Source organism: Dokdonia ponticola (genome assembly GCF_042653865.1).
In the GTDB taxonomy this organism is placed as follows: domain Bacteria; phylum Bacteroidota; class Bacteroidia; order Flavobacteriales; family Flavobacteriaceae; genus Dokdonia; species Dokdonia ponticola.
In genome coordinates this window covers 11,820-38,597 of record NZ_JBHSFV010000006.1, presented here as the reverse complement: position 1 = coordinate 38,597, position 26,778 = coordinate 11,820, and the positions used below count along the sequence as shown (strand labels likewise).

22 protein-coding genes are annotated in these 26,778 nt (G+C 38.2%); 13 read left to right on the top strand and 9 right to left on the bottom strand.

Annotated elements, in window-relative coordinates:
- Window positions 1-54: 54 nt before the first annotated feature.
- The 5 genes from ACFO3O_RS10890 to ACFO3O_RS10870 all read left to right on the top strand — a co-directional run bounded on the left by ACFO3O_RS10890 (window position 55) and on the right by ACFO3O_RS10870 (window position 4,356).
- On the top strand, window positions 55-1,125 hold the full coding sequence (locus ACFO3O_RS10890; protein ID WP_379978654.1) for a sensor histidine kinase: 1,071 nt from the start codon (window positions 55-57) through the stop codon (window positions 1,123-1,125).
- The gene (locus ACFO3O_RS10885; RefSeq protein WP_379978652.1) at window positions 1,122-1,844 is read left to right on the top strand and encodes a LytR/AlgR family response regulator transcription factor; all 723 of its coding nucleotides are present in this window, start codon (window positions 1,122-1,124) and stop codon (window positions 1,842-1,844) included. The genes ACFO3O_RS10890 and ACFO3O_RS10885 overlap by 4 nt, the downstream gene beginning before the upstream one ends.
- An 85-nt stretch (window positions 1,845-1,929) precedes the next feature.
- On the top strand, window positions 1,930-3,279 hold the full coding sequence (locus ACFO3O_RS10880) for a hypothetical protein (protein WP_379978650.1): 1,350 nt from the start codon (window positions 1,930-1,932) through the stop codon (window positions 3,277-3,279).
- Window positions 3,280-3,295: 16 nt separating this feature from the next.
- Complete coding sequence (locus ACFO3O_RS10875; RefSeq protein ID WP_379978648.1) at window positions 3,296-3,796, top strand: toxin-antitoxin system YwqK family antitoxin; 501 nt, start codon at window positions 3,296-3,298, stop codon at window positions 3,794-3,796.
- Window positions 3,797-3,867: 71 nt separating this feature from the next.
- A complete protein-coding gene (locus ACFO3O_RS10870; protein WP_379978646.1) occupies window positions 3,868-4,356 on the top strand; it encodes a DUF1572 domain-containing protein in 489 nt (162 codons plus the stop codon).
- Window positions 4,357-4,525: 169 nt separating this feature from the next.
- On the opposite strand, the gene ACFO3O_RS10865 is transcribed toward ACFO3O_RS10870, so the two are convergent.
- Together ACFO3O_RS10865 and smpB are read right to left on the bottom strand one after the other, a co-directional pair.
- Window positions 4,526-7,027, bottom strand: coding sequence for a DUF5686 and carboxypeptidase regulatory-like domain-containing protein (locus tag ACFO3O_RS10865; protein ID WP_379978644.1), 2,502 nt, complete (start codon window positions 7,025-7,027; stop codon window positions 4,526-4,528).
- Between the two features lie 318 nt (window positions 7,028-7,345).
- Window positions 7,346-7,807: an SsrA-binding protein SmpB gene (gene smpB, locus ACFO3O_RS10860; RefSeq protein WP_379978642.1), complete on the bottom strand. Its 462-nt coding sequence runs from the start codon at window positions 7,805-7,807 to the stop codon at window positions 7,346-7,348.
- A 77-nt stretch (window positions 7,808-7,884) separates the two neighbouring features.
- Between smpB and ACFO3O_RS10855 the strand changes: the two genes are divergently transcribed.
- The gene (locus ACFO3O_RS10855; protein ID WP_379978640.1) at window positions 7,885-8,679 is read left to right on the top strand and encodes a DUF6503 family protein; all 795 of its coding nucleotides are present in this window, start codon (window positions 7,885-7,887) and stop codon (window positions 8,677-8,679) included.
- Between the two features lie 274 nt (window positions 8,680-8,953).
- Here ACFO3O_RS10855 and ACFO3O_RS10850 read toward each other — a convergent pair whose 3' ends face one another.
- The 3 genes from ACFO3O_RS10850 to ACFO3O_RS10840 all read right to left on the bottom strand — a co-directional run bounded on the left by ACFO3O_RS10850 (window position 8,954) and on the right by ACFO3O_RS10840 (window position 11,819).
- Window positions 8,954-9,478 carry a SixA phosphatase family protein gene (locus tag ACFO3O_RS10850; protein WP_379978638.1) on the bottom strand — a complete coding sequence of 175 codons (525 nt, stop codon included), beginning with the start codon at window positions 9,476-9,478 and terminating at the stop codon, window positions 8,954-8,956.
- 280 nt (window positions 9,479-9,758) lie between these two features.
- A complete protein-coding gene (locus ACFO3O_RS10845; protein WP_379978636.1) occupies window positions 9,759-9,893 on the bottom strand; it encodes a hypothetical protein in 135 nt (44 codons plus the stop codon).
- 282 nt (window positions 9,894-10,175) lie between these two features.
- The gene (locus tag ACFO3O_RS10840; protein WP_379978634.1) at window positions 10,176-11,819 is read right to left on the bottom strand and encodes a hypothetical protein; all 1,644 of its coding nucleotides are present in this window, start codon (window positions 11,817-11,819) and stop codon (window positions 10,176-10,178) included.
- A gap of 302 nt (window positions 11,820-12,121) precedes the next feature.
- On the opposite strand from ACFO3O_RS10840, the gene ACFO3O_RS10835 reads away from it, so the two are divergent.
- The 5 genes from ACFO3O_RS10835 (at window position 12,122) to ACFO3O_RS10815 (ending at window position 18,838) form a co-directional block, all read left to right on the top strand.
- Window positions 12,122-13,876: a tetratricopeptide repeat protein gene (locus tag ACFO3O_RS10835; RefSeq protein ID WP_379978632.1), complete on the top strand. Its 1,755-nt coding sequence runs from the start codon at window positions 12,122-12,124 to the stop codon at window positions 13,874-13,876.
- Between the two features lie 276 nt (window positions 13,877-14,152).
- Entirely contained in the window at window positions 14,153-15,208 is a 1,056-nt protein-coding gene (locus tag ACFO3O_RS10830; protein ID WP_379978631.1) for an endonuclease/exonuclease/phosphatase family protein, read from the top strand.
- A gap of 155 nt (window positions 15,209-15,363) precedes the next feature.
- Window positions 15,364-16,440 carry a ligand-binding sensor domain-containing protein gene (locus tag ACFO3O_RS10825; RefSeq protein ID WP_379978630.1) on the top strand — a complete coding sequence of 359 codons (1,077 nt, stop codon included), beginning with the start codon at window positions 15,364-15,366 and terminating at the stop codon, window positions 16,438-16,440.
- A gap of 193 nt (window positions 16,441-16,633) precedes the next feature.
- A complete protein-coding gene (locus ACFO3O_RS10820; RefSeq protein WP_379978629.1) occupies window positions 16,634-17,107 on the top strand; it encodes a hypothetical protein in 474 nt (157 codons plus the stop codon).
- 123 nt (window positions 17,108-17,230) lie between these two features.
- Window positions 17,231-18,838 carry an amidohydrolase family protein gene (locus ACFO3O_RS10815; RefSeq protein WP_379978628.1) on the top strand — a complete coding sequence of 536 codons (1,608 nt, stop codon included), beginning with the start codon at window positions 17,231-17,233 and terminating at the stop codon, window positions 18,836-18,838.
- Between the two features lie 639 nt (window positions 18,839-19,477).
- Here ACFO3O_RS10815 and ACFO3O_RS10810 read toward each other — a convergent pair.
- Window positions 19,478-20,200, bottom strand: coding sequence for a hypothetical protein (locus ACFO3O_RS10810; protein WP_379978627.1), 723 nt, complete (start codon window positions 20,198-20,200; stop codon window positions 19,478-19,480).
- A 215-nt stretch (window positions 20,201-20,415) separates the two neighbouring features.
- Between ACFO3O_RS10810 and ACFO3O_RS10805 the strand changes: the two genes are divergently transcribed.
- The gene (locus ACFO3O_RS10805; RefSeq protein WP_379978626.1) at window positions 20,416-22,080 is read left to right on the top strand and encodes a protein adenylyltransferase SelO; all 1,665 of its coding nucleotides are present in this window, start codon (window positions 20,416-20,418) and stop codon (window positions 22,078-22,080) included.
- A gap of 19 nt (window positions 22,081-22,099) precedes the next feature.
- Window positions 22,100-22,687: a CHAP domain-containing protein gene (locus ACFO3O_RS10800; protein WP_379978625.1), complete on the top strand. Its 588-nt coding sequence runs from the start codon at window positions 22,100-22,102 to the stop codon at window positions 22,685-22,687.
- A 49-nt stretch (window positions 22,688-22,736) separates the two neighbouring features.
- Here the strand turns inward: ACFO3O_RS10800 and ACFO3O_RS10795 are convergent, their stop codons facing one another.
- The 3 genes from ACFO3O_RS10795 to ribB form a co-directional block, all read right to left on the bottom strand.
- The gene (locus ACFO3O_RS10795; RefSeq protein ID WP_379978624.1) at window positions 22,737-23,789 is read right to left on the bottom strand and encodes a COX15/CtaA family protein; all 1,053 of its coding nucleotides are present in this window, start codon (window positions 23,787-23,789) and stop codon (window positions 22,737-22,739) included.
- Between the two features lie 109 nt (window positions 23,790-23,898).
- Entirely contained in the window at window positions 23,899-25,299 is a 1,401-nt protein-coding gene (gene lpdA, locus ACFO3O_RS10790) for a dihydrolipoyl dehydrogenase (RefSeq protein ID WP_379978623.1), read from the bottom strand.
- Window positions 25,300-25,546: 247 nt separating this feature from the next.
- Entirely contained in the window at window positions 25,547-26,689 is a 1,143-nt protein-coding gene (gene ribB / locus ACFO3O_RS10785; protein ID WP_379978622.1) for a 3,4-dihydroxy-2-butanone-4-phosphate synthase, read from the bottom strand.
- Between the last annotated feature and the right edge of the window lie 89 nt (window positions 26,690-26,778).

The following is a 26,778-nucleotide window of genomic DNA, read 5'->3' as shown; positions in this document are numbered from 1 at the left end:
ACAATCTTAACAGATATCGTATCTACCCTACTGAATATTTTCTATCTTGTGTGAATGATGGCATTTCTTAAAAATCCGCTTCAACTACTAACAAAGAAAGACATCTTGTTCTTTTTGGGATTTTACTATCTATCTACGGTTATTTATTATACCGCAAGTTGGATTTCTTGGGGCGGTTTTAAACCGGGACATCCCTCCTATTTTCATTTTGAAGAATTTAGTGCTTCTGGTGGCGTACAATTTTTAATCAGCTTCTTAGTGACCCTCCCAATTTGGTATATTACTTCTGTTTTATTAAGGAACTATTCTCTCAAAACACGGCTATTATCGCATATCCTATTCCTACCTATTTACATTACCGTATGCTACTTTTCATTACTTGAAGCCACAAAAATATTTGGTTGGGCCATGTACTGGGGAGGGTATAAAGTTATCTGGACGCTTTATATCTTTATGCTTTTTTATTTGGTGCAATTTGGTTTCATACATGCCTATGGATATTTTATGAGATTTAAAAAAGAGGAAAAAGAAAAAGCCTTGCTCCGAGAAGCCGCTTTACAAAGTCAAATAACAGCCTTAAAATCTCAAGTAAACCCCCACTTCTTACATAATTTATTCAATTCTATTAATGCAACCATTCCCCCAGAAAACGAGCGAACAAGAGAACTGATCGTCCAATTGTCAGATTTATTTCGATATCAAAACTATGCTTCTCAAAATGACTATGTCACCATCAAAGAAGAAATTGACTTTATTAAAAGTTACTTGGAGCTAATGCAAATACGATTAAAAGAACGCTTACATTTTTCTTTTGAAGTCCCTGAAGTATTATATCAAGAAAAAATAGCCCCTATGTTATTACAACCGCTAGTAGAAAACGCTGTCAACCACGGAATCGCAACAAAAATCCAACCTTCATCCTTAGTGATCAAAATAAAAAAAATAGCGGGTCAGTTGCACTATGCTATTGAAGACACTGGTGTTGGTATTGCCGATAAAGAAGCCGTGCTATCCAAAGGTCTAGGACTTTCCAATACCAAAATGCGCTTGGAAAAAATCTACAACACACACTTAAAAATTGAAGATAATACTCCTACAGGAACTAAAATTACATTTGTCATTTGAAAAAAGTACTAATCATAGATGATGAAGAAGATGCAAGAAATTTGCTAAAACAGTACATTTCCTTACACAAAGAATTTGAGGTGATGGGAGAGGCCACCAATGGATATGAAGCTGTAACATTGATCAATCAACTCAAACCTGACATTCTTTTTCTAGATATCCAAATGCCAGGCCTTAATGGTTTTGAAGTACTCACCCAACTTGATGAAATTCCTGAAGTTATTTTCTCAACCGCCTACGACCAATACGCCATCAAAGCATTTGAAGTCCATGCCGTTGATTATTTACTAAAACCCTACGGAAAAAAACGTTTTGAAAGCACACTTCAGAGAATCCTAAAAAATAAAAATAATGTCATTCCACTAGCCGAGGAATTACTGCAAAAAGAAACCGAATTTCCCTCTAAAGTTATTTTACACAAAGGCACTCGTAAAATAATGGTGCAAGTAACAGACATTCTGTATGCAGAAGCATTTGGAGATTACACCAAAGTATTTACAAAAAACTCAGAATTCTTGGCAACCAGAGGCATTTCTGAACTTAAAGATACCTTTGACCCGAAGCTGTTTACACGGCTCCACCGATCTCATTTTGTCAATACAAATACGATAAAAGAACTTAAAAAAATAAATCGCTATTACTATCTCTTTCTTGAAAATGGAATGCATTTTAGAGTGAGTGAAACCTACCTTTCAGATATCAAAAAAATGGTATTATAACCAGTTCGTCGGACTATTATCCACTCTATCGAGTACTACATGGTTAGATAGTATCCTCTCAGTATCTTTAGATAAATACGCTATCATGAAAAAAACATTCCGCATTCTACTCTTGAGTATTGCTTGTATAGGACACTATCCGCTCGTTATGGCACAAATTCAAGAGCCACTTCCTGTGTCCAAAGAGTCAGAAGTGGACTCCAAAACCTATACAGGCATTATTTCAGAACACTACCCAAATGGCAGTCCATCCCTTTGGAAAACAAAAGTCAATGGAAAATCAGAAGGGCTTTGGTTAGAATGGTATCCTAATGGCACCTTAAGATACAGAGCCTATTGGAAAAATAGTCTTGGACATGGACGATGGGAATATTTTTATCCCAATGGACAGTTGCGTTCGGAGAGTTTTTATATCAATGATATCACGCAAGGAATCTACAGATCGTATCATGAAAATGGGCAACTTAAATACGACGCCACGTATATTGATGGAAAAAAAGAGGGTTTAGAATTAACGTATGATGTCAATGGTCTTTTGCTTTCGCGAAAGCAGTATACCCATGGAATACAAGATATTGACGAACCAATGATCTTTCAGAAAGATCTCATCTCTGTAGCTAACGGTAACGAATGGGGCATCACTTTTATGCCAAATGGCGAAAAAGCGTATTTCACAAGAAGAGACACTAAAACAGGTGAAAAACGGATCTATGTAACCACCAAAACCAACGATACATGGAGCACCCCTACCATTGCTCCCTTCTCCACTGATGAAGACGAAGGTGCTTTTGTCAACCATGACGGCAGCAAGCTCTTTTTTGCATCTTACAGACCCTTACCTGATAGAAGTACCACCGAAAAAATGGATATGAATATTTGGTATGTAGATAAAACAGACGATGGATGGTCTGCGCCAAAACCATTATCTACTGTAATCAATGGATCTATGAAAAAAGACAACGTATGGCCCGCCAATTATGAAGCAGGACCAATGACAGATGCCAAAGGAAATCTCTATTTCTGGACCAAAGGAACCGACAAAAACCCCACCAACCTCTTTATGGCTAAGTTAAAAAGCAATGGAACGTATGATACGCCTAAAGAACTTATTCCGCCATCAAGCGCTACAAATTACGACACGGCACCTCAACTCTCACCAGATGGGAACATCCTATTTTTTGGCTCTGACGATCGATATGATGGCTATGGAGGTTCAGATCTTTATTATTCGGTAAAAAAAGGAGATAGTTGGTCAACCCCTAAAAATTTAGGACCCGTCATCAACTCATCACAATCCGAAGGGTCGCCAAGTTTTTCTCCAGACGGTAACTATTTTTATTTTAGTAGTAATCGTGGAGATGCCAAAGATGCCAACGGAGAGCGCATTTGGAACGTTTATTATATGGAAACACGCTTTTTACTCATTGAAAAATAAATTAAAAAATAATACGATGAAAAAACTCATACTCTTAGTCTTTGCAGTGCACGCGATAGGGTGCGCTCAAAACGATGCTGTAAAACTACCGCCTGAATCCGAAATGGTGTCTATGAAGGATGTCGTTACACTCCCTCCCGAATCTGAAATGGTGTCTATGAATGATGCTGATGTCACCTATGGAGGTCGCTATGGGCAGCAATACTTTGCCAAAGGAAGTAAAACACCTTATACAGGCTGGTTGTGTGCACGCTATGATAATGGCGAATTGGAATCTGTACAACAATATAAAAACGGGATCGGAAATGGTATTTGGATTAATTATAACCCCGATGGAAGTAAAGAATCACAAGGCACTTATGTAAATAATAAAACAGAAGGTCCCGCGAAGTTATTCTATGAAAATGGTAGTGTAAAAGCAGCGGGTGATTACATTCATTTAAAACAAAAAATAGGCTGGTGGAACTATTATGACCGTGAGGGAAATGTCGTTAGCAAACGGTATTATACACGTTAATTACAACTCAAACTATAAATTAAGGATACACTAACTCCTTTTTTTAAAATTCTCAAAAACCTGTATCTTAGTTGCATAAGATTACAGCTCAAATGACTACGATACAACACATAGCTAAGCACTTGCGTGATGTCTATTTTTCAGGAAATTGGACGTCAGCCAATCTAAAAGAGCAACTCGCCGATGTCACTTGGCAAGAAGCCACCACAAAGGTATATGAATGCAACACCATCGCTACGCTTGCCTATCATATTCATTATTATGTGGCTACAGTAACCAAGGTATTGGAAGGAGGTCCGCTAGATGGAAAAGACAGTGACAGTTTTGACCATCCACCTATCCATTCTCAAGAAGATTGGGAAACTTTTTTAGAAAAAACCTATGCAGCTGCTGACCATTTTGCTTCATTGATAGCACAACTTCCAGATGAAATCTTATGGAAACAATTCGCAAATGAGAAATACGGCAATTACTACCGGAATCTACAAGGTATCATCGAGCACACGCATTATCACTTAGGACAGATTGCGATACTTAAGAAAATAGTGAGAGCGCAGTAGATATCGTATTTGATATGCTTTCGCGAAAGCGTGTACCGCCTATTTCATCAACCCTTTAAAATATAGGTATGACTAATCATCAAGTTCGCCCCAAGCAAGTTTATTTTCTAAAACATGTTCACTTCGAAGAAAGCTTAGAGGAATTAAACCCTTGGCTATCGCCCTGCGATTAAAAACTCACCCCAAATACAAAAGCACCGTCATTCGCACCGAGTCCAGAAGATCGCACATAATCTACACGTAGGAATCTAAACTTCCCCCAACCAATATTATCCAATCCAATTGAATATTCTGTATACGGTTGATTTCCTTGCGTACTCAGCACATGGGCACCAGCAACCAAATTGAAATTAAGCTTATTAATCCCTGGGATTTTCCCAAGAATCCATCCTTTAAAATTATGCTCTGCATGCGCTGTAAAATAGTTTTGATTGGTACTCCGCTCATAATACGGTAACAAATTAAAGCGATTTAGATTATTCCCCTCTAGGTTTACTCTGGTTTGGTTTCCATTAAAGTGCTGGTAGTCTATAAAACTGGCACCGCTTGCCGAATTTAAAAATGTCCCTCCTGTCAAATTGTAATTAAAACGACCTTTATTGCCTATGTTAAATCCTTGGCGGACACTCGCTCTTAATTGGGTGTAATTAAACCGATCTTCATCTGCCGCCAATCCTCCTTCATAGGTTAAAAATACCGTAGGAAAACGATCATTTGGGATATTGAATTTGGCTGTGGGATAATTATAGTATTTCTGACCAAAATTGATACGCGTACTCACTTGTGTTTTTACAATCGCATGATCTTCAACGCCCGTGGGATCTTGTGGAAAAAGGTTTTGAGGATCTCTTGGGTTGTTGCTCGTAAATTCAATATCATCTTTGGGATAAAACGTTTGATCGGTGGTATTGGCAAGGCCTTTTCGGTCTTCATAGCTCACACTTCCCCAGAGACGTAAGCCATTAAATACCTCCTGAGAGTAGGCCACATCTACAAACGAGCGTTCATAAATTTTCAGGTAATTTCGTTCAAAAAATAAGCTTGTAATCGTATTAATCGAACTCGGAATAGGATTACTGGCATTAAATTGCTTGGTTTCCACACCCCCTGAGACAGAAAGTACCGCTCTTTTCTTACGATCAAACTGTCTTACAAACCCTGCGGTATACCGCAATCGATCATCTGAGAAGCCATAGCCCGCTTTCGCGAAAGCGTAAAACGTCTTTGAATAATCATCATCACTCCACGTAAAATAATTAATCCCCGTAGCCGTATTCCAGCCTTGCACCGTATTGTAGCTTGTACTGTTGAAAATACCGTCATAACTAAAACGCCAGCGCTTAAAACTATTGGTATACGAGTAACCTGTAATCGGGTCTATAAGTCTTAATTTATTACTTCGCGTATCGATAGAGTCCATGTATTTCTGTGACTTTCTGATCACCTGAATACTATCTTTTTTCAGATAGTCATTCGACTCAACCAGCGTTAAAGGAACGGGACGTTTTTCTTCCCAATACAGGCTGTCTTTTTTATTAGCTTCATCAGCAAAAGAAAGCACCTCATTGGTAAAAGATGTTTTCGTGAAATTAGGGGTAAAGTCATACTCGCTATACCCAGCCGTAAACCGACCATCGCCTTTCAACCCTAAAAATCCGAAGCTAAAATCAATGACTTGAGAAATTTTCACCCATTGTTGATAGTCCTCATCATACTTATAATTCTGTTTAAAATTGAGGCTTTCGATGAAAGGAACCTGAATCGCTTCGCCATTGGTAGCCAGGTCTACCCCATATAATTGCCAGGCGTCTTCTACAATGTAAATCAATCCGCTAAAGACGCGATCTTTGGGACGTCTTGGAGTGACTTCGATTTTATTAATGATTTTTCCTTGCTCATAAAAAGTACCAATCAATTTGTATTTGTAATACGAAAAAGCATTGACACCTATGGGTGAGATGAGCTGTGTGTTGAGCTCTAAGGTATTTTCATAAAAAGAGAAATTAGCATCGATAGCGGTATTAAAACTAAACCCATTATCATCGCCACTGACTTTACTCGCGACAATTTTTTCAGAAAAGTTATTCGGTCGTTGGTAGGCAATGTCTGAGATCGTTTCACTCAGATAGATAATGCCCGTACGCGTCGAATCTAAACCGCCTCCCATATCTCCTATTTCTTGACCTAAGAATTTTTCGGGTGCATTTTTTACCTGCCATACGCCTCTAGAATAAAACCGAGCGGTGTACTCACTCAATTTATCAAGATTTGCCTTTCTACTAGCAATAGTAGCACGTATCACGCGATCTGCAGGATTGACACCCGCCTCTACAACAACCTCATCTAACGAAGTGGTCTCTGGCGTTAAGGTAACATCTAATTTATATAGAGAAGCTTTGGTCTTGATTTCTTTTCGTACCGTCGTGTAGCCTATAAACTGAAAAACTACCGTGTACGTCAACTCACTCGCACTAAGACCTGCACCAGAACCTAGTACATCAAGTTCGTACTGTCCATCACCATTGGTTGTCGTTCCTTCTTGAGAATCTTCTAGGTATATATTGACAAACGGTAATGATTCACCTTGATCATCGGTGACGGTTCCTACAATCTGCGCAGAAAGCACAGAAATACAAAAAGAAAACAAAATGGTAAGCGTAATTTTATTCATATTGGATAGTGTTGTTAGCGTTTCAAAGAAACTATACTTCCTAACGTTAACTTCTTAAAAAAATGTTAGTTGTGATTATTTTAGGAGAATGGTGGCCTTCATTACTGAAACAAATTCAGCACAGGCACTAGCCTTCTCCCAGGGGGAGAAAACGATTACATTATATTTATTTCTCCTAGATTCAAGGAGCTTTTCTCTCCCTTCCGTCTATATCTCGTATCTCGATATATCCACCTTCCCTCGCTGAGGGAAGGAGCTTTTGATCTAGTTGTAAAATGAGATTTTATGTTTTTTTATTCCCCTTTTGGGGGTTAGAGGCTAGTTATTATAGGCTTTTTTGATGCGGCTTAGGTCACGTTTGTTATCGCGATCTTTAATAACCTCACGTTTGTCGTAGTTTTTCTTACCCTTTGCAAGTGCGATTTCTAGTTTGGCAAACCCTTTCTCATTAGTAAATAAACGTAACGGTACAATCGTTAGTCCTGATTTTTTAACCTCACGCTCCCATTTTTTGAGTTCGCGCTTATTTAATAATAACTTACGCTCGCTTTTAGGCTTGTGATTAAAATACGTAGCATGTGAATATTCTTGTATGGTCATATTGATCACAAAAAGTTCTTGCTGGTCATTAAACTCACAAAAACTTTCGGCAATAGATGCTTTTCCTTCTCGTATCGATTTAATCTCAGTTCCTACAAGAACGATTCCCGCAGTGAGTTTATCTAAGATCTCATACTCAAAGCGTGCCCGTTTATTTAGTATATTTACTCTGTTTGACATGATTACAAATGTAAGGAAAATGCTACTTTTGAGACTTACTAGAGATCCCCATTTTATAAGAAACTATATTTGTCCTTATGACACCATCACAAAACGCACATTCCTCACGATCATATCTTCTTTTTTTTCTAAGTAGCTCAATTTTCATCTTCGTATTCCTGACCAGTGCTTGCACTCCAAAAACACCTGAAGTCCAAGAAATCGTAGACCAAGCGATCGCACGAAGTGGTGGGTCCACCATTGAAAACGCAGAGATTCAGTTTAAGTTTAGAGATTATTATTACAGAGCCAAACGCGAGGATGGCTCCCGTATTTTTGAGAGATGCCGTGATGTTGCTTGTTTATTAGAACGTGATGTATTAAACAGTGAAGGGGACTTTATACGCTTTCGCGAAAGCGCACCCATTCAGGTACCCGATAGTATGAAACAGAAGTATGCCAACAGTATTAATTCTGTTCATTATTTTTCTGTATTACCCTACGGTTTGAATGATCCTGCAGTCACTAAAACGTTGGTTGATATCCATGATGTAAAGGGGAAATCTTATTATCGTGTCAAAGTTACTTTTGATGAAGAAGGAGGTGGTGAAGATTTTCAAGATCAATACATGTACTGGATTTCCACCAAAGATTTTACGGTAGATTATCTTGCGTATAATTATCAAGTGGATGAAGGAGGTACGCGTTTTAGAGAAGCATTTAATGAGCGTATGATTAACGGAGTACGTTTTGTAGATTATCGCAATTATAAGCCTAAGACACAGTTTCCGCTACTAACGGATTTAGATGCTCAATTTGAAAATAACGAACTCATTCTGTTATCTACCATCGCTACAGAAAATCCAGAGGTGACGCCGTTAGTGAGTCAGTGATTCCCTAATTACTGAAACGAGTTCAGCACAAGTTCTAACCTTCTCCCAAAGGGAAAGGGGGTAGCTTTTGGTTTTCAAAAATAGAGCAATACGCTATTTGTGAAGTGAAATCCTTATGAACTTTTGTGTGAAATTTCATGTTCTCTCCCTTCCGTCCATATCTCGTACCTCGATATAGCCACCTTCCCTCGCTGAGGGAAGGAACTGTAATTTAGAATTTGTTCATGATAGTGGTAAATGATAAGAATTCCCCCTTTGGGGGTTAGGGGGCTAACTAATCGATATGTAATAACTGCGTAGAGGATTTGTCTCCTGTAAGGGTGACGATGTATAAGTTTGTGTTATTAGAATCATCAATATCTTGAAAACGATCTTCTTTGATAATCGCATTTACGAAGTTTGGTGTGGTATTACTATGACCGACGACCAATACGGTTTTGCCAAGTGTAGCATTCTGAAAATTCTCATCAAATAAATTTCTAGGATCATAGGATTGAATCTCTAATCCTTTTTGTGTAGCGGTAGGCATTGCTGTTTGCTGTGTACGTGCATATGTTGTACTATATACAGCATCAAATGGAACATCTTCAAAAGTAGAAGCCCAGTTATTGGCTCTTGCGATTCCTTCTTCCGTAAGCGACGGATTTCTATTTTCAGGATCACTACGGTCTTTTTCTGCGTGGCGTATTAGATAATAGGTAGTAGTAACAGTAGCTTCTGGTGTGACAGGAGTCGTAGCGTCTTTACAACTTGTAAAACAACTTATAAAAAGGAACAAAGAGATACATAGATATCGCATAGATCAAAAGTTTTAGATATGCTAAAATACGGTATTGAAGCGAAAAAGCGTATTCCTAAAACTAAAACTCATACTACAAAAAAATAGCTATTGATGAGATAGCTATTTTTTTAGGTATTAACTAAGTAATAAAAATCCCTACATATTCTGATGATATGTTGTAAGGAGTTAGATTCTTCTTCGACAAAGAGGGTATATTTCATCCCTTTGATGTAATTAGACATCAAAATCTGCTATGATGAAGAGCAAATTCTGCGTACTTGTACGCAGAATTTGTCTTTTATACAACTGTCATTATTTGGACTAGTGTATACGCACTTATAAACGTTGTGGTTAAAATAACATAGATGCCTAGTACTTTATTACGTCTATAATTTTTTGGGGGTTCTGGATACTTGTTTGTTTCAGTTCTCATGATTATTTGATTTATTGATTGATACTTAAAAGACGGTTAAAAAAAATATTTGTTACAATTTCCTGAAAAAGGATAGCTGAAATGTTGTTTTTGAGGGCTGAAATGTTGATAGATGCGTATAGATTATATCTAGGAATATTGCTATTTTATGTACGCCTAATGATTTTTAAAATATTTCCGCTTTCGCGAAAGCGGTCCTATTCATCATACAAAAAAGAACTTCCATAAAAAAACGGCAACGTTGATACGTTACCGTTCTTACATTCCAAAGCTTAAAACTAATTAATCACAATTCGCTGCAACATCTCTTACTTCGGTTTGTGTGTCGACAATATTGTCTAAAATCATAGCGCCTCGTATGGTTACTTCCACAAAATCAGAACCCACTGTAGTTACTGTTCCTGAAAAACTAGTCATGTCGAGTTGCGTCAAAATATCAAGGCCAGACATGGGACCAGAACCATTCGTTCCTGTTCCTTTTAATCTAAAACGTTTGACATAAGGGACTTTAACATTAGAGTACGTTTGGTAAGCATCATACACCAGAGAAGCACTTCCTGCTGGGACTGTGACTGTTCGTCTAGAAGAAATCGAAGTGGTATTGCTAGTAGATTGTTCGTTTCCGATAGTTGTTGTCGAGCTAGCCTCCACCGAAACCTCAACGCCAGCAGACACTTCCCCAGTAACCGAACCGCCATTTCCAAAAAAGCTTGCTTCTGCCGTGGCACTCACAGAGGCTTCAACACTCGTTGTAACTCTACCACTCAAACCAATACTCTCTTGAAACGAGGTAGAATAGGTCGTGACTACTTCACTCTCCACCCCTACTTCTTGCTCTAAATTACCCGCACCACAATTACGTAAGGTGCTATTAAAGCCAAAAGACGTTTCAACGGCTGGTAAGATGGGTTGTAAATGTTTTGTATCTAACACCTGTGTTTCCCATGCAACATCTAGCGCAATAATTCTAAAATATTGTATGTTTCCTGTGTTTATAGCTCTCCAACTAATATTACCATTATTAGCAAATTCTCGCATAGGATTTCCATTGATGTCATTAATTGTATAAAGACCATTCTGTTCTTTTTTAACAATAAATCGGTATCGAGGATGCAGACTATTATCATTTAGACCAGTAGGAAATGAGATCGCTCCAGATTGTCTAAAGGTCTTATCATTAGAATCTGTGGCTAAATACCGATTTGTATTGGCAGAATAAATGGCAAACGTATTTTCATCTCCTTGAAACTTATGAAAATGATACTGCTCAGAGGTAGTTCCTGCATTAAAAGAGGAAGACCTACGTTGTAGAACCACATTATTATCCTGAGCACTTGAGGGTTTCCAAACGACATTTGTATTATAACTGCCGTTTGCACTGACAAGCTGTAAATAATAGCGCATCCCTTCCTGAAAATATAGCTCTTGCGATAGATAATTTAATGCACTAGCATCTATGTCTATTTCATTTCCATTTTCTTCAAAAGAAGTTAAGCTATAGGTTTCAGAAGTAATTTCGTTGTTTGATGCATCCAAAATATCTAACGTCAATCCGACGCCATTTCTAAGTTCTGCTTCGGCTGCTTCGGTTAGATCTTCTACAGAAATAGATAACTTGCCAATATTAGTAAAAGGGTCAATATCTATTTGTTGATCATAATTTCCTTCACTAGCAGTAGTTGTGATATCAACTTTGGCAGGTATATAGCCCTTCTTTACCAAATCTCTTGTATTTACCAAAATACCTAAGTCTCCTTGATAATTGTCTAATTCATCAGCAGAAATGCCATTGATTTGCTCTACTTCTCCGTCTCCTAGACCAGAAGGGCCATCGTCAGTTTTACTACAGCTTATAGATATACATAAAAATAGTAGTATAAGTACACTATATTTCATTTGAAGTTGTTTACATGTTGCGGTTTTCATTGTTTGTGTTTTGCGAATTAATATGAAGTTAAAATTATACAGAAAGCGAGCAGAAATCTAATTTTCAACATGGACAAAGCATGGACAACCCATAAAATCTCATATATAGCACAAGCATATTTTACGCACACCATACAATCATTAATAACTAATAATCAATAAATTATATTTATTTAAAGAACTAGAAAGCATGGACAAAGCACAGACAAAAAGGTTTACAGACATAGACCTGTGTGTTTTGTTATGTCAACCATATACTAAGATAGAGTATCTTAGATGTCCGATAACTAATCAGTTCTTTTATGAATTTCCGTATCCTTTTTTTAGCACTCTTTTTTGTGTCTTATGGGATGTTTGCCCAACAACAAAAAGTAATCGACAGTTTAGAAACTGTTGTATCAAAACAAGCAGATTCTTTAAAAGTGTATACCTATAGCGAATTAATACAACTACTTGTTCGATCGGATATTGAGAAGGCAACATCATACCTAGATAAAGAAATAACCCTAGCAACGCGCTTAGGGAAACCGGAACTACTGGCAAGAGCTAAAATGGACGCAGGTAATTATTACAGTGTGAAAGCCGACTTCATAGCAGCTGAAAAAGCCTACCAAGAAGCATCCGAACTATATGGGAAAAATAACGATAGCCTAGGTGTTGCAAAAGTGTATAATAATATGACAAGAGTCCTCTTCTATCAAGGAAATCTTGAAGGGGCGCTAGAGATGGCTTTGGAAGCCGCCAAAATAAATGAAAGACTCAATCCCAATAAAACAGAACTCATCGGAAACTATCTCTCTATCGGGAATACACAATCTGCATTAGGAAGATATAAAAGCTCTCTAGCGTATTATCAAAAAGCTGAAAAAATTGCATTGGAGGAAGGTTCGCCTTTACGGCTGGCACAAGTAAGGCATAATCTTGGGGAGAATATGAAATGGCTAGAACGTTACCAAGAAGCCCTTCCCTATTTTGAGCAAAATATCGCCTACTATGAAAGCATAGGTAATGAATTCAAATTAGCCAATACTTATAATAGTCTAGGAACCGTATATTTTGAAATGGATAGTATTCAAAAGTCAAAACCCTATTTTGAAAAATCATACGCCATTTCTAAAAAACTAGGAAGTCAACAAGGCATGGCGTTTAATGCACGAAACCTTGGAAGAATCAGCTTAAAAAATAAGAACCCCCAAAAAGCACTTGACTATTACATTGTTGGGATGAATCATTCAATAGCGTCTAATTCTAAATCTATTCTTGTAGCTGATTATAATAATGTCGCTAGTGCCTATGTCGCATTAGGAGATTATAAAAATGCGTATCTCTACAAAGAAAAATACCAACAACTCAATGATTCCATCTATAAAAAAGAGAACATAGATAAATTAAGCGAACTAGAAATAAAGTATCAAACTGAAAAAAAAGAAGCAGAAATTTTACTGCAAGACAAAGAAATTAAAACATTAAACCTCCAAGCTAAAAATGACCAACTCACAAAAACACTCTTTGGAATTGGGATGTTTTCCTTTTTGGCAATAGCAGGCCTACTCTACTTTGGCTTTAAACAACGTATCAAAAAAAATAAAATAGCACAGGAAAAACAGGAAGCTGTTCTAAAACAAGAAATAGCCTTCAAGAAAAAAGAACTTACCTCCCAAACCTTACATCTAGTTCAAAAAAATGTGTTTATTCAAGAACTAAAAGAAAACCTTGAAAAAATCAAACAATCTCCAGAGTTGTTTAAGATAGAATTTAGGCGGTTGGTGCTTTTACTCAAAAAAGAAAGTGCCGAAGATAAAGACTGGGAAGTATTCAAATCCTATTTCTCTGAAGTCCACAACAATTTTGACATTCGCTTAAAAGAAATTGCCAATGATATCTCTGAAAAAGAAATTCGACTCGCTTCCTTTTTAAGAATGAATTTAGAGACCAAAGAAATAGCCTCTATGTTTAATGTGCTCCCAGATAGTGTCCTGAAATCAAAATACCGATTAAAGAAAAAATTAGGATTAGATAAAGAGCAGGATTTAGGCGCATTTTTAAATGCTATTTAATTTGATGTCATTTAGAAAGAAGTGTTCGCTCACATACTTCAACTAAGCTAAGCATAAACGTATGCGTCATTACGCTTTCGCGAAAGCGGACACAACCCTACTACATACTGTATCATTAGCAACAAATCTTAGTAGAACGTTAAAACAAAAGCATTGAACAGATTTTCTGATGATCAACTTTCTTTTAGTAAATTAGCGAAATGTATTGCTAAAACTAGGTGTTTAGGCAATAAGACTGTACAACTAAGTAGAAACTACTCATTCTAAACAAATTATTTGATCAATACATTTATCATCATATCGTTGCTATTTTCTATAGTATGCTTCTTGCCAGCTTTTAGCATAACACATTGGTCATTCCGAGGATTTGATTTTATACGGATGCAACTCCTATTCTTACAAATACTTCTTTTTATCCTAGGACTGTTTCTATTTGAAGAAAATAATATCGCATTATTACTCTCGCTAGTGGCATTATTTATTGCTATTATATATCAAACTTCTATTATTTTACCTTACTTACCTCTTAAGAAGGTTCGTCATAAACAACTAGACAATGCACAAACCATTTCCATCATCAGTGTCAATGTCTTGCAAAAGAATAAGGAGTATGAAAAGCTTATCAAATTAATTGATGACATTCAACCCGACATCGTATTAACGATGGAAACAAACAAGGCATGGGAAGAAGCCTTAGGGAAAATCGAAACAGATTACCCTTTTACCTATAAAATCCCAAAAGAAAATAGGTATGGGATGCACTTTTATACCAAATTAAAAGTGAATAGTGTTAAAGAACATTATTTCATATCTGATGAAACACCCGCCATCGAAGTTCACTTAGAAGACAAAACCAATTCCAATTTTGTCTTTTTTGGGATTCATCCTCCTCCACCAAGTCCCACCGAAAAACCAACTTCAAGACAAAAAGATGGAGAATTGATGAAAATTGCAAAATTGATTAGAGAACTAAAAATACCGGCCATCGCAACAGGAGATTTTAATAACGTATGCTGGTCACGAAGTGCAAAGTTATTTTCCAAAGTTTCAGGAATGAAAGATGCGCGATTAAAAAATGGTATTCACGGGTCTTTCCCTGCGGGACCTGTTATCTTTAGAATTCCTATTGACCTTATCTTTAGCTCAAATGGAATAGAAGTCAATAAAATTAAAACACTCACTGATGTAGGATCTGATCATTTGCCTATTTTCTCAAAATTCACAGTGACAGGTCCACAAAAAGAAGAGGTTAAAGACGTAAAGTCAGATGTAAAAAAAGAAGCAAACGCTATCATAGAAGAAGGATACAAGGCAGTTGAAGAAGAGGAATAAGTGTTTCCATAAAGTCAATGACACTTTTTTGACATTTTTTTTACAATTGCGAAGGTGAATATATTCGATTTTCAGGGTAAGTTTGAGTACATCTACATTCAACCCGTATTATGAGCAACAATACAGTATGCAAAAAGGAAATTCAAACTGTGATTATGAGATCTATTCTATTCCTATTTTTTATGTGTCTTGTATCTTGTAATGGTCAAGATCATCAAACACCAAAAAATGACACATCCACACAAGACACTATCTCAAAAAAACAATCAGCACAACCAACCGTTCAAGCTTATGAACATATGGTACTTCCACTTTCAGCTCCAAAAATCAGTGATTTTGTACGAAGAATTTTTCAAGATAAAAATGGGCATCTTTGGTTTGGCACCAATGGTGATGGCGTTGCACGATACAACGGGAAAACACTAGCGTATTTTAATCCCAAAAATGGTTTTGGTGGCGCTGCCGTGCGTGCAATCATAGAAGACAAAGAAGGAAATGTCTGGTTTGGGACTTCTGGAGGTATTACCAAATATGACGGCACTACATTTACCAATTACACAGAAAAAGACGGATTAGTACATCACGATGTATGGGACATAATCATTGATCGCAAAGGAATCTTTTGGATAGCCACTTATCAAGGAGTTAACCAATTTGATGGAACCACATTTACTAACTTTCCCCTTCCTGAATCAAAAGCAGATCACAAAAGAGGTGTGAGCAGTTCTAAAATCATACATAGTATCATGCAAGATAGCAAAGATCGTATGTGGTTTGGATCCAACGAAGGGGCATATATTTTTGATGGAAAATCACTGACCAATCTCTCAAAAAAAGACGGACTTGCTGACAACGCTGTAAATGATATTCTTGAAGATCGTCAAGGGAATATGTGGTTTGCAACCCACTACAAGGGCGTGAGTAAATATGATGGTAGCGGCTTTATTAATTTTACAGAAAAAGGGATCATCGCTGGCGATGAAGTTTGGAGTCTTTATGAAGACACGAGTGGTCACATCTGGTTTCCTGCTGAAAATCACGGCATATATGAATATGATGGAACTTCCTTTACAAATTATAAAGAGCCTGAAGAAATTGATACCAATGCTATCCAATGTATTTTTCAAGATCAGGACGGAAACATCTGGGCAGGTGGCTGGAAAGGTCTTTTTCGTAAAGAAGGAGCTCGTTTTGAGCCTATTTTTACCGATGGCCCTTGGGAGAACAACTAAAAATACCTAGTGATTAAGACTTTAGTTCCTTCTTTTCAGCTAGTGAATATCCAAAAATCTGTAAATAACTGATAGTCAATTTCAAGAAAAACATCCTATTCCATTTCAATCACAATACGTATCTTTAGACAATAGCATACACGCTATAGCTTATTAAAAACAACAGAATCTATTGATACGTATGACTAAAAAGATGATTTCCACAGCTGTTTTCTTATTCTTACTCTGCCAAGTAGGAATTGCTCAAAAAACATTCACCTCAGAAAAATATTATTATGCGTTTGAAGCAACAGCAGATATAGAAGTCTATGATACAGAGTCTGACCGTGTGGTTGGCTATGAAAATGACGACCTTGCCGTTGATACGGAGATTTTTTATCCAAATGAAGTTGCGAGCGATTACTTTGTGAATCTTGGTAAAACCACCGAAGTCATTGCTTCTCGATTAAGCCTTTATAAAGTACGCACGGCACAACGATTAAATACTGTCTCTCAAGGCTATTATGTAAGAGCTACCGATATAGACGGCGATACAGAAACTCCTGTTTTTGTCGTTATCATGTACCATCCTGAAAAAAAGATCATTTACGAAACTACCATTTATTGTTATGATCAGGACACAGAAGCGGGCGAAAAAATAGCCCAGAGTTTTAGGTTACTATACTGATAAACTACCTTAGGGCAAGTCCACGAGATGTATTTAGAAAAAACCATTCCATTTCGAGATAAGCCTCGTAGAAATTAAATCTCGATTATCGAGTAAAAATCCATCCTAGATACACCATCACCCATGAAAAAACAATTCTTTCTTACCCTCATATTTGTTGTGTCGGTATACGCTTTCGCGAACCTGTCTGCCGTAAGTGCTCAAAATACAGCACAACAGGCAGGAGCGCAAACAGAACAAGGCCCATTTAATCAATTAATCATCCGAGGCGTTACCTTAATTAATGGAGATGGCGCACCGCCAATAAGTCCTGTGGATATTGTCGTAGAAAACAACATCATCAAAGAAATAAAAGTGGTAGGCTATCCTGGTGTTCCTATTGATGCATCCAAACGTCCGAAATTAAAAAGTGGCGGCAAAGAACTAGATGCCAACGGGATGTATCTGCTACCTGGCTTTGTTGATATGCACGGTCACATAGGAGGCACCGCACAAGGCGCCAACTGGGAGTATGTCTTTAAACTATGGATGGCACATGGTGTGACAACGGTACGAGAACCCTCTGGAAGAGGGATTGACTACGCATTAGATCTGAAACGTAGATCGGCAAAAAACGAAATTATTGCCCCACGTATTGTGGCGCATACAGGATTTGGACAGGGAAGCAAAAACCCAATTACCACCGCCGAACAAGCCAGAGAATGGGTACGTGCCAATGCACAAAAAGGAGCAGACGGGATTAAATTTTTTGGTGCAGAACCGCATGTGATGCAAGCCGCTCTCGAAGAAAATAAAAAATTAGGACTTACCTCATCCATGCACCATGCTCAGATGAGCGTTGCCCGATGGAACGTATTACATTCAGCAAGAGCCGGACTTACCTCTATGGAGCACTGGTATGGATTACCTGAAGCACTTTTTACAGATCGTACCGTACAAAACTATCCATTGGACTATAATTATAATAATGAGCAACACCGTTTTGGGGAGGCAGGACGCCTTTGGCAACAAGCCGCTGCCCCTTACTCAGATCATTGGAATGCAGTGATGGAAGAATTACTCGCGTTAGATTTTACCTTAGACCCAACATTTAACATTTACGAGGCGAGTCGGGACTTGATGAGAGCTCGCCGTGCAGAGTGGCATGAAGACTATACCCTACCGTCGCTATGGCGTTTTTATCAACCGAGTAAAATTTCTCATGGATCCTACTGGCATTTTTGGGGAACCGAAGAAGAGGTCGCTTGGCGCGAAAATTACCGCTTGTGGATGACCTTTATCAATGAGTATAAAAACCGCGGGGGGCGTGTGACCGCAGGATCCGATTCTGGGTTTATCTTTCAATTATATGGTTTTGCATACATACGAGAGTTAGAGCTCTTGAGAGAAGCTGGATTCCACCCTATGGAAGTGATTAGAGCAGCAACCCTTAATGGCGCCGAAGCCTTACGTATGGATGATCAAATAGGGTCTGTACAAGTAGGTAAACTCGCCGATTTTGTGATCGTAGAAGAAAATCCGTTGCAAAACCTAAAAGTATTGTACGGAACAGGAGCTATCAAACTTACTGAAGACAACGAAGTGATACGTGCAGGCGGTGTAAAATATACCATCAAAGACGGTATCATCTATGATGCTAAGCAGTTATTACGGGATGTAAAAGCAATGGTTGATAAAGCAAAAGCTGATGAAGGTGGCTTTGAGATCAAACAGCCTGGGATTAAGGGTTAATTTGTTCTCTCGTAGTGTATAGCTTGTATACTATGAATAAAATCAAACAAGGTGATGTGATTATTTTTAATTTCGCTTAAAGCGAAAAGAAATAACATATTACTTGCATCCCGCGTGCCTGGTATCAGATTAAAAATAGAAGGGATTAGATCCCGCTGAAAAAGCGGAATGAGTTCAACTAGCTATTTTAAATGTGTAGCTTTGCAACACTTTAAAATAGTATTTCACTAAAAAAACCTTAACTGCAAGGTTGCTCATTCTTGGGGAAAGTCTCACAAAAGATGCCGAAGCACCTTGTCGCATAGAGTCTTTCGCTATCAACAGTCCTACTAATAATCAATTGAAAAGTATGTATGTATTCACTTACAATGTCTCATTACGTATGCGCACGGTATCTACAAAGGGATTAGCGAGTCGTCGTATACCTGAGTAAATATTGATTTACCGAAGTAAACCGTTACCTACAAAGATACACTCGTATCTTACTAAAGAACCTTTTTCAATACTGGTGTACATAATAACTTGCCAACGTAAGCTATCCCACATGATACAGATCGCCTGACTATTATTTTTACAAAGGTCTGTCTTGTAAAAGGCATCCTACCCAGTTAAGGTTATTTTTATGTCTGAACATATTGCTTAATCAAAAGCAAAATTTATGGCGTCGTTTATATCACCACTTCCTAAAAGGATTTTTAAATCTATAGGATGTGATGTGTATGCTACAGTATCTATCGTTATTTGTAATTTTACCTGAATCGGGACAAACGGTTTCGAATGCCTTGAATATTTAAAAGATCCTTCTCTTCGTATCGTTCCCGAAGGCGTAAAATCGCCGAAGCTAGTATTAGGCTTAAAATAATGAATAGGTTCTAAATCTATCATCATCACTCTTGCTGTTACTTCATATTCTGATTTCCGATTCCACAATGCAGCATCTTCTACTTTTTCCTTATAAAATCCTGCTGGTTTTATATAACCACTGGTTAGTTTCTTTTTTTGTTTATAGCGCTCTATAATAATTTTAGGTTGATGCTTTACCAAATCAATAGCGCCTTCTATAGTAAACACTAACTGTTTATATTTTATAAGCCGACTCGATAGATGTGTATACCCATTTAATACTGCTGGAGTACTTCCAGATGGAGCTTCTATTATTTTATGTCCTTCAGGAGTCGGGAGGTTACTTGCTACATAAAAGTGATAGAACTTTTCTTTTAAGGTTCCCGAAGGACGTACTTTTAATCCGAAATTAAGTTCATTCAGATGCGCATATGAATCAATGAGTTGTGCAAATTGAGACGCTGTAGGACGATCTCCTCTTTCAAAATAAGTTTTTAGTGTTTCTCTTTGTTGTCTCATACTTCTATGTAACCTTTTTAGTATTATTATATATTCTCTTCGTATTCTTAGCACTTCGTTATCCTGATTCCTTTTATTATAACATATGCTCCAAAAGTAAATCAAGACACCTCAAATAATATCCTTTTTTAAGAATCAGATCTGTAGTTTCAGTATCTTGTATGAAGATCAAATAAGTCGTTGTAACTTTGGTAACTCTTATTTAAAACAATTGTATGCGATTACATATAGATCCTACCTTCACCAAAGAGCTTCCAGCCGATCCTATTATTCAAAATACAAGGAGACAGGTAGAAAAAGCCTGTTTTTCATATGTAACTCCTAGAGTTCCATCGGCTCCCTCTTTAGCGCATGTTTCTAAAGAAATGGCAAAGACACTTGGACTCTCTGAAGACGATCTAGCCTCCCAACGATTTTTACACATGGTCACTGGAGCTACAGTCTTGGAGGATACCACTCCCTATGCGATGTGTTATGGTGGTCATCAGTTTGGGCATTGGGCAGGACAATTAGGAGACGGTAGAGCTATTAATCTCACCGAAGTCACACATCAAAATAAACGCTGGGCATTACAGCTTAAAGGTGCTGGCGCAACCCCATACTCTCGAACCGCAGATGGTCTAGCGGTACTTAGATCTTCTGTACGAGAACATCTATGCAGTGAGGCAATGTATCATTTAGGAGTGCCTACCACACGATCATTATCATTATCGCTCTCTGGTGATAAGGTACTGAGAGATATGTTATATGACGGCAATGCCGACTATGAAAAAGGAGCCATTGTCTGTCGTGTAGCACCGAGTTTTATACGTTTTGGAAATTTTGAAATCTTTGCCAGTCGGCAGGATACAGAAACACTTAAAACATTGGTCGATTATACCATTCGGCATTTTTATCCCCAATATGAAGGCGGAACGAAAGAAAACTATGTAGGCTTCTTTAACGAAGTGGTTCAAAACACACTAGAAATGATTGTCCACTGGCAACGCGTAGGCTTTGTACATGGCGTCATGAATACCGATAATATGTCTATCCTAGGTCTTACGATAGATTATGGCCCTTATGGGTGGTTAGAAGGCTATGATCCTGGTTGGACACCTAATACAACTGATCGTCAAAACAAACGTTATCGTTTTGGGAATCAACCGCAAATAGGACTGTGGAATCTCTTACAACTTGCCAATGCGCTCTTCCCGCTAATTGAAGATGCCGCACCACTTGAAGCCATTTTGCAAACGTATCACACAGAATATCCTAAAAAATATATCGCGATGATGCGTGAAAAATTAGGGCTCCAATTGGCGCTAGAAGCTGATATCCAACTCATCACCGATCTAGAGAAAAATCTCCAAGCATCAGAAACCGATATGACCATTTTCTTTCGGAATCTCGCTCAGATATCAAAGGAGGAATCTACAGATGTGAAAAATTCTTTTTTTGCTTTCGGCGAAGCCGAAGTTCACACGGAACGAAGCCGAAGTGCGAAAGCGGAAACAGAAAGTCACACGAAGCATATCGAAGTGCCGACTAAAAGCCTAAAAGCGGCCTTTTACAAACCTGAAGAAATCGCAGGCACTATTCGTTCTGACTGGGAAACATGGTTCACTGCCTATCAAAAACGGCTCTCGCAAGAACGTCTCAGTGACGAAGAGCGAACTGTACAAATGAATCGTGTCAACCCAAAATATGTGTTGCGTAATTATATCTCACAACTCGTGATTGATGAAGCAAACAAAGACAATTATGAGCTCCTTGAAGAAATACACAACCTATTAAAACACCCATATGATGAACAACCTGCATACGAACATTGGTTTGCCAAACGTCCCGAATGGGCCCGAAATAAAGTAGGCTGCTCTATGCTGTCCTGTAGTTCCTAAAACGTCAAAAAAAATACTTTTGAATAAAAAACGGGTACTTATCATTGCAATACTAGCCATCGTAGCTATTGGTTTCTTTATGTCAAAAAAAACAAATCTCAACCCAAAATACACCATAGGACAGAAAATAGATAGTTTGGAAGGTGTTTATGTATATTATAATGGTGGTGTTGGGAACGTGGAAGGAAGAGAAGTCACTAAGGATGGGTACAACATTGGATTAAAATATCAATGTGTCGAATTTGTAAAACGCTATTATTATGAGGCCTTAGACCATAAAATGCCCGATAGTTATGGTCACGCAAAAGATTTCTTTCTTCCTAGCATTAAAGATGCTATGATTAATACACAACGAAACTTACGTCAATATACCAATCCAAGTACATCCAAACCAGAGGTGGATGATTTAGTGGTGTATTCAGGAACCTTATTTAATAAATATGGTCATGTTTCAATTATCTCAAAAGTAACCGAAAAAGAAGTAGAAATCATCCAACAAAACCCGGGACCATTTGGCAGTTCAAGAGAAACCTACACATTAAAAAATACAGATGGAAAATGGCATATTGACAACCCCCAAATTCTAGGTTGGCTACGAAAACCATAGAAATATGTTCATTCCTAAGCTAAAGCTTTCTCTCTAGAAAATCTGTTTGTTATGCAACCCCTACTTCTTCCTTCCTTCTCATACTCCACAACAACACATAAAACTGTACCCCAAATAGCAATGAAGCTAACACAAGGTGTAGCGGTTGTGTTCCAAACGGGAAATCAACGTAGTACATTAGAATCCCTGTGATCACTTCTAAAGCGATTAAGAACAACACCCAATTCAATAAACGTGTGTGACCTAACAGATACTTTCGGTTGCGCCAGAAAAGGTATAGGTTGAGTACTGTCACGAGTATCGAAAACGATCGGTGTACGTAAAACATAATAGTAGGTGGGTTCAACCATTGATCTTTGGCATCATAGCCTACAACCATCACTTGCTCATCTACATATTGACGTACTTGCGTTCCAAAAGCCACCTGTACTAAAGTCAACACAACTGCAAGTAGTACTAAATTTCTAAATTGAGAGTCATAGGTTGTCCGCTTTCGCGAAAGCGTACCTAAACTACTTTCCTTTTCCTGTGATTTGAACCATAAATACAATAACAATGCAACGATAACGAGCGCGGCAATCATGTGTATGGTAATCTTAACGGGAAGTAAATTAGAGTCTACCACTTGTTTTCCCAGCCACGCTTGAAATCCCATAAGTGGTAGCACAAAGAAGGAACCAAAAATAAGCCACGGACGTCGTTTCCAATACCAAAAAGCACTGATGATCATCAATAAAATAGGAATCCCTGCCAGCACCGTGACTAACCGATTGATATACTCAATCCACGTATGCCAAACATTAAACGCCGCATAATCGTGCTTGTCATAGGTCGACCAATTGGATTCTGTATACGCCGTTGCAGATGTAAAATCTTTAGGAGCAATACGCAAAGACTCATTAATGATGATCATTTGTCCCTCTTTAAAATTGGTATTGGGTGTCCATTGCAATTGCGTTTCTTCTGTTGGTGGGATATAAAAACCAAAACATTTAGGCCAATCTGGACATCCCATTCCGCTTCCTGTCATTCGTACAACAGCCCCTGCTATGATGATTAAGTAGAGGAATATAATAGATATTTTAAGCGTCTTTCTGTACATAAAAAGTAACTAAATAACGTCGTATTGTATTAAAAATAAACCCGCGACGAGCGCGGGATATAGGGTTATTCTGTTTTAAATGCGCTACACTTCTTAAAACAGCTACTCTTTACACGTGTAAAGCTCTATCTTCGGTTGCTGCGAGTGCGGCTTCTTTGACAGCTTCAGCATAGGTAGGGTGTGCGTGACTCATACGTGCAATATCTTCTGCACTTGCACGGAATTCCATTGCGGTAACCCCTTCTGAAATTAAATCGGCTACACGAGCGCCTACCATGTGAACACCTAATACTTCATCGGTATCTTTGTCTGCAAGAATCTTCACAAATCCATCTACATCACCACTCGCACGGCTACGCCCTAAGGCGCGCATTGGGAACTGTCCTGATTTGTAGGCAACACCTGCTTCTTTCAGTTGCTCTTCTGTTTTTCCTACAGAAGCTACTTCTGGCCAGGTATATACAACCCCTGGAATTAGGTTGTAATTGATATGTGGTTTTTGACCTGCAATGGTTTCGGCAACAAAAACACCTTCTTCTTCGGCTTTATGCGCGAGCATCGCGCCTTCAATCACATCCCCTATCGCATAGATATTAGACACCTTCGTTTGTAAATGCTCGTTTACTTCTACTTTCCCTCGCTTATCCGTAGGAATCCCTACTGCGTCAAGATTAAGCCCTTCTGTATAGGCATGACGCCCAACAGCTACCAACACATAATCACCTTTAAATTCGACTTCTTCGTCTTTTTTAAGGTTATTTGCTTTTACCGTGATTTCGTCTCCATTACGCTCTACAGCTGTTACACCATGAGACAACGCAAATTTCATTTTTTGTTTCTTGAATACTTTAAGCATTTCTTTACTCTGTGCGCCATCCATTCCTGCGATGATACGATCCATATATTCAATAACCGTTACTTCAGCACCGAGACGTTTATAGACTTGTCCAAGTTCCAGTCCTATAACACCACCCCCTATCACGATCATGTGCTTAGGTACTTCTTTGAGCTTTAAGGCTTCTGTAGAGGTGATGATACGTTCTTTGTCCAACGTGATAAAAGGAAGCGTACTTGGCTTCGACCCTGTGGCAATAATCGTATGCTTTGCCTCGATGGTTTCTTTCTTTTCACCCTCTATTTGGATATGAGTAGCATCTTTAAAGGACCCAACTCCATGAAATACATCAATGTTATTTTTACCCATTAAAAAATCAATCCCTTTGGTGGTCATATCAACAACACCTTGCTTACGGGAAATCATTTTTTCTAAGTTGAATTTTACATCGCCTACTTCGATACCATGTTCTTCAAAATGCTTTACAGCATCTTCATAGTGGTGTGAAGAATCTAGTAGTGCTTTTGAAGGGATACATCCTACGTTAAGGCAGGTTCCTCCTAGGGTGTTATACTTCTCTATAATGGCAGTTTTCATCCCTAGTTGTGCGCAACGAATTGCTGCTACATATCCACCAGGTCCAGAGCCTATGACGGCTACATCGTATGAACTCATAAGTTTGTTTTAAGATAGTGTTACAAAGGTACGAACCGTTGCTTGAGTTTAAAAGTTTATCCTTAATTGTTTTGAAGCTTGCCCCCTAGCCTCCGAAGGGGTAATTCTTACTCAAGCACATTTTACTCTCTGAAAAATAGAGTAGTAGTCTAAAATAGAGTGTTACTCCATTTTTTAATTTTAAGTCTTTGCTTTTGGGATTTGAGTGAAAGCCCCCCCTTTGGGGATTGGGTGGCTTGGAATATTATTAGTAACCTACACGTTCTACGATTTCAAGGCCATAGCCTATCATTCCTACACGCTTGGTCGTATCACTATTAGAAAGTAATTTTATTTTTGAAATAGAAAGATCGTGCAGAATCTGAGCCCCAATTCCAAAATCTTTGGAATCCATGACGATATTAGGTGCTTTCATTTCTCCTTCTTTCTGACGTTTTTTGAGTTCGCTCAAGCGTCCTAAAAGGTTCATCGAACCGTTATCTTGATTGATAAAAACAATAGCGCCTTTGCCAGCTTTATTAATCGCACTAAACATATCATCTAGCTTTTTATCAACATTATTGGTCAGCGTTCCTAAAATATCATTATTGATTTGTGTGGAGTTCACACGCACTAGTACGGGTTCATCAACAGCCCAATGTCCTTTGGTTAAGGCAATATGCACTTGGTCATTTGTCGTTTGCTTGTACGCACGAAGTCTGTAATCCCCGAAACGTGTTTGAATATCAAAATCGTCTTTTTTCTCGATAAGGCTATCATGTTCCATACGATAGGCCACAAGATCCTCTATAGAAACGATTTTTAAGTCAAATTTTTCAGCGACTGCAAGGAGCTGTGGTAAACGTGCCATGGTACCGTCTTCATTCATAATCTCTACAATCACGCCAGCGGGATCAAATCCTGCGAGTCTTGCAAAGTCAATAGCGGCTTCGGTATGTCCCGTACGACGTAAAACACCCCCTTCTTTCGCTTTAAGCGGAAAAATATGTCCAGGTCTACTTAAGTCATAAGGTTTTATAGTTGGATCAACGAGGGCTCTAACGGTTTTAGCACGATCTGTAGCGGAGATTCCAGTGGTCACTCCTTTTCCTTTAAGATCAATAGAAACGGTAAAGGCCGTTTCCATAGGGTCTGTATTGCTTGTCACCATCATGTTGAGTTGCAACTCATCACAACGATCTTCTGTAATAGGAGTGCAAATGAGCCCGCGCCCGTGTGTTGCCATAAAATTGATCATTTCTGGCGTGGCAGCGCTTGCGGCAGCTACAAAATCTCCTTCATTCTCACGGTCTTCATCATCTACAACAATGATGACTTTCCCTTGTCTGATATCTTCTATTGCTTCTTGAATGGTGTGGAGTTGGGTTGTACGTTCTGCACTCACTTGCATAGCTTATATTTTAGAGTACAAAGATAAGGATATGCTAGAAATCAATAACTATAAATTACTAATTGAGGTTTCTATAAAAAGCAAATTAT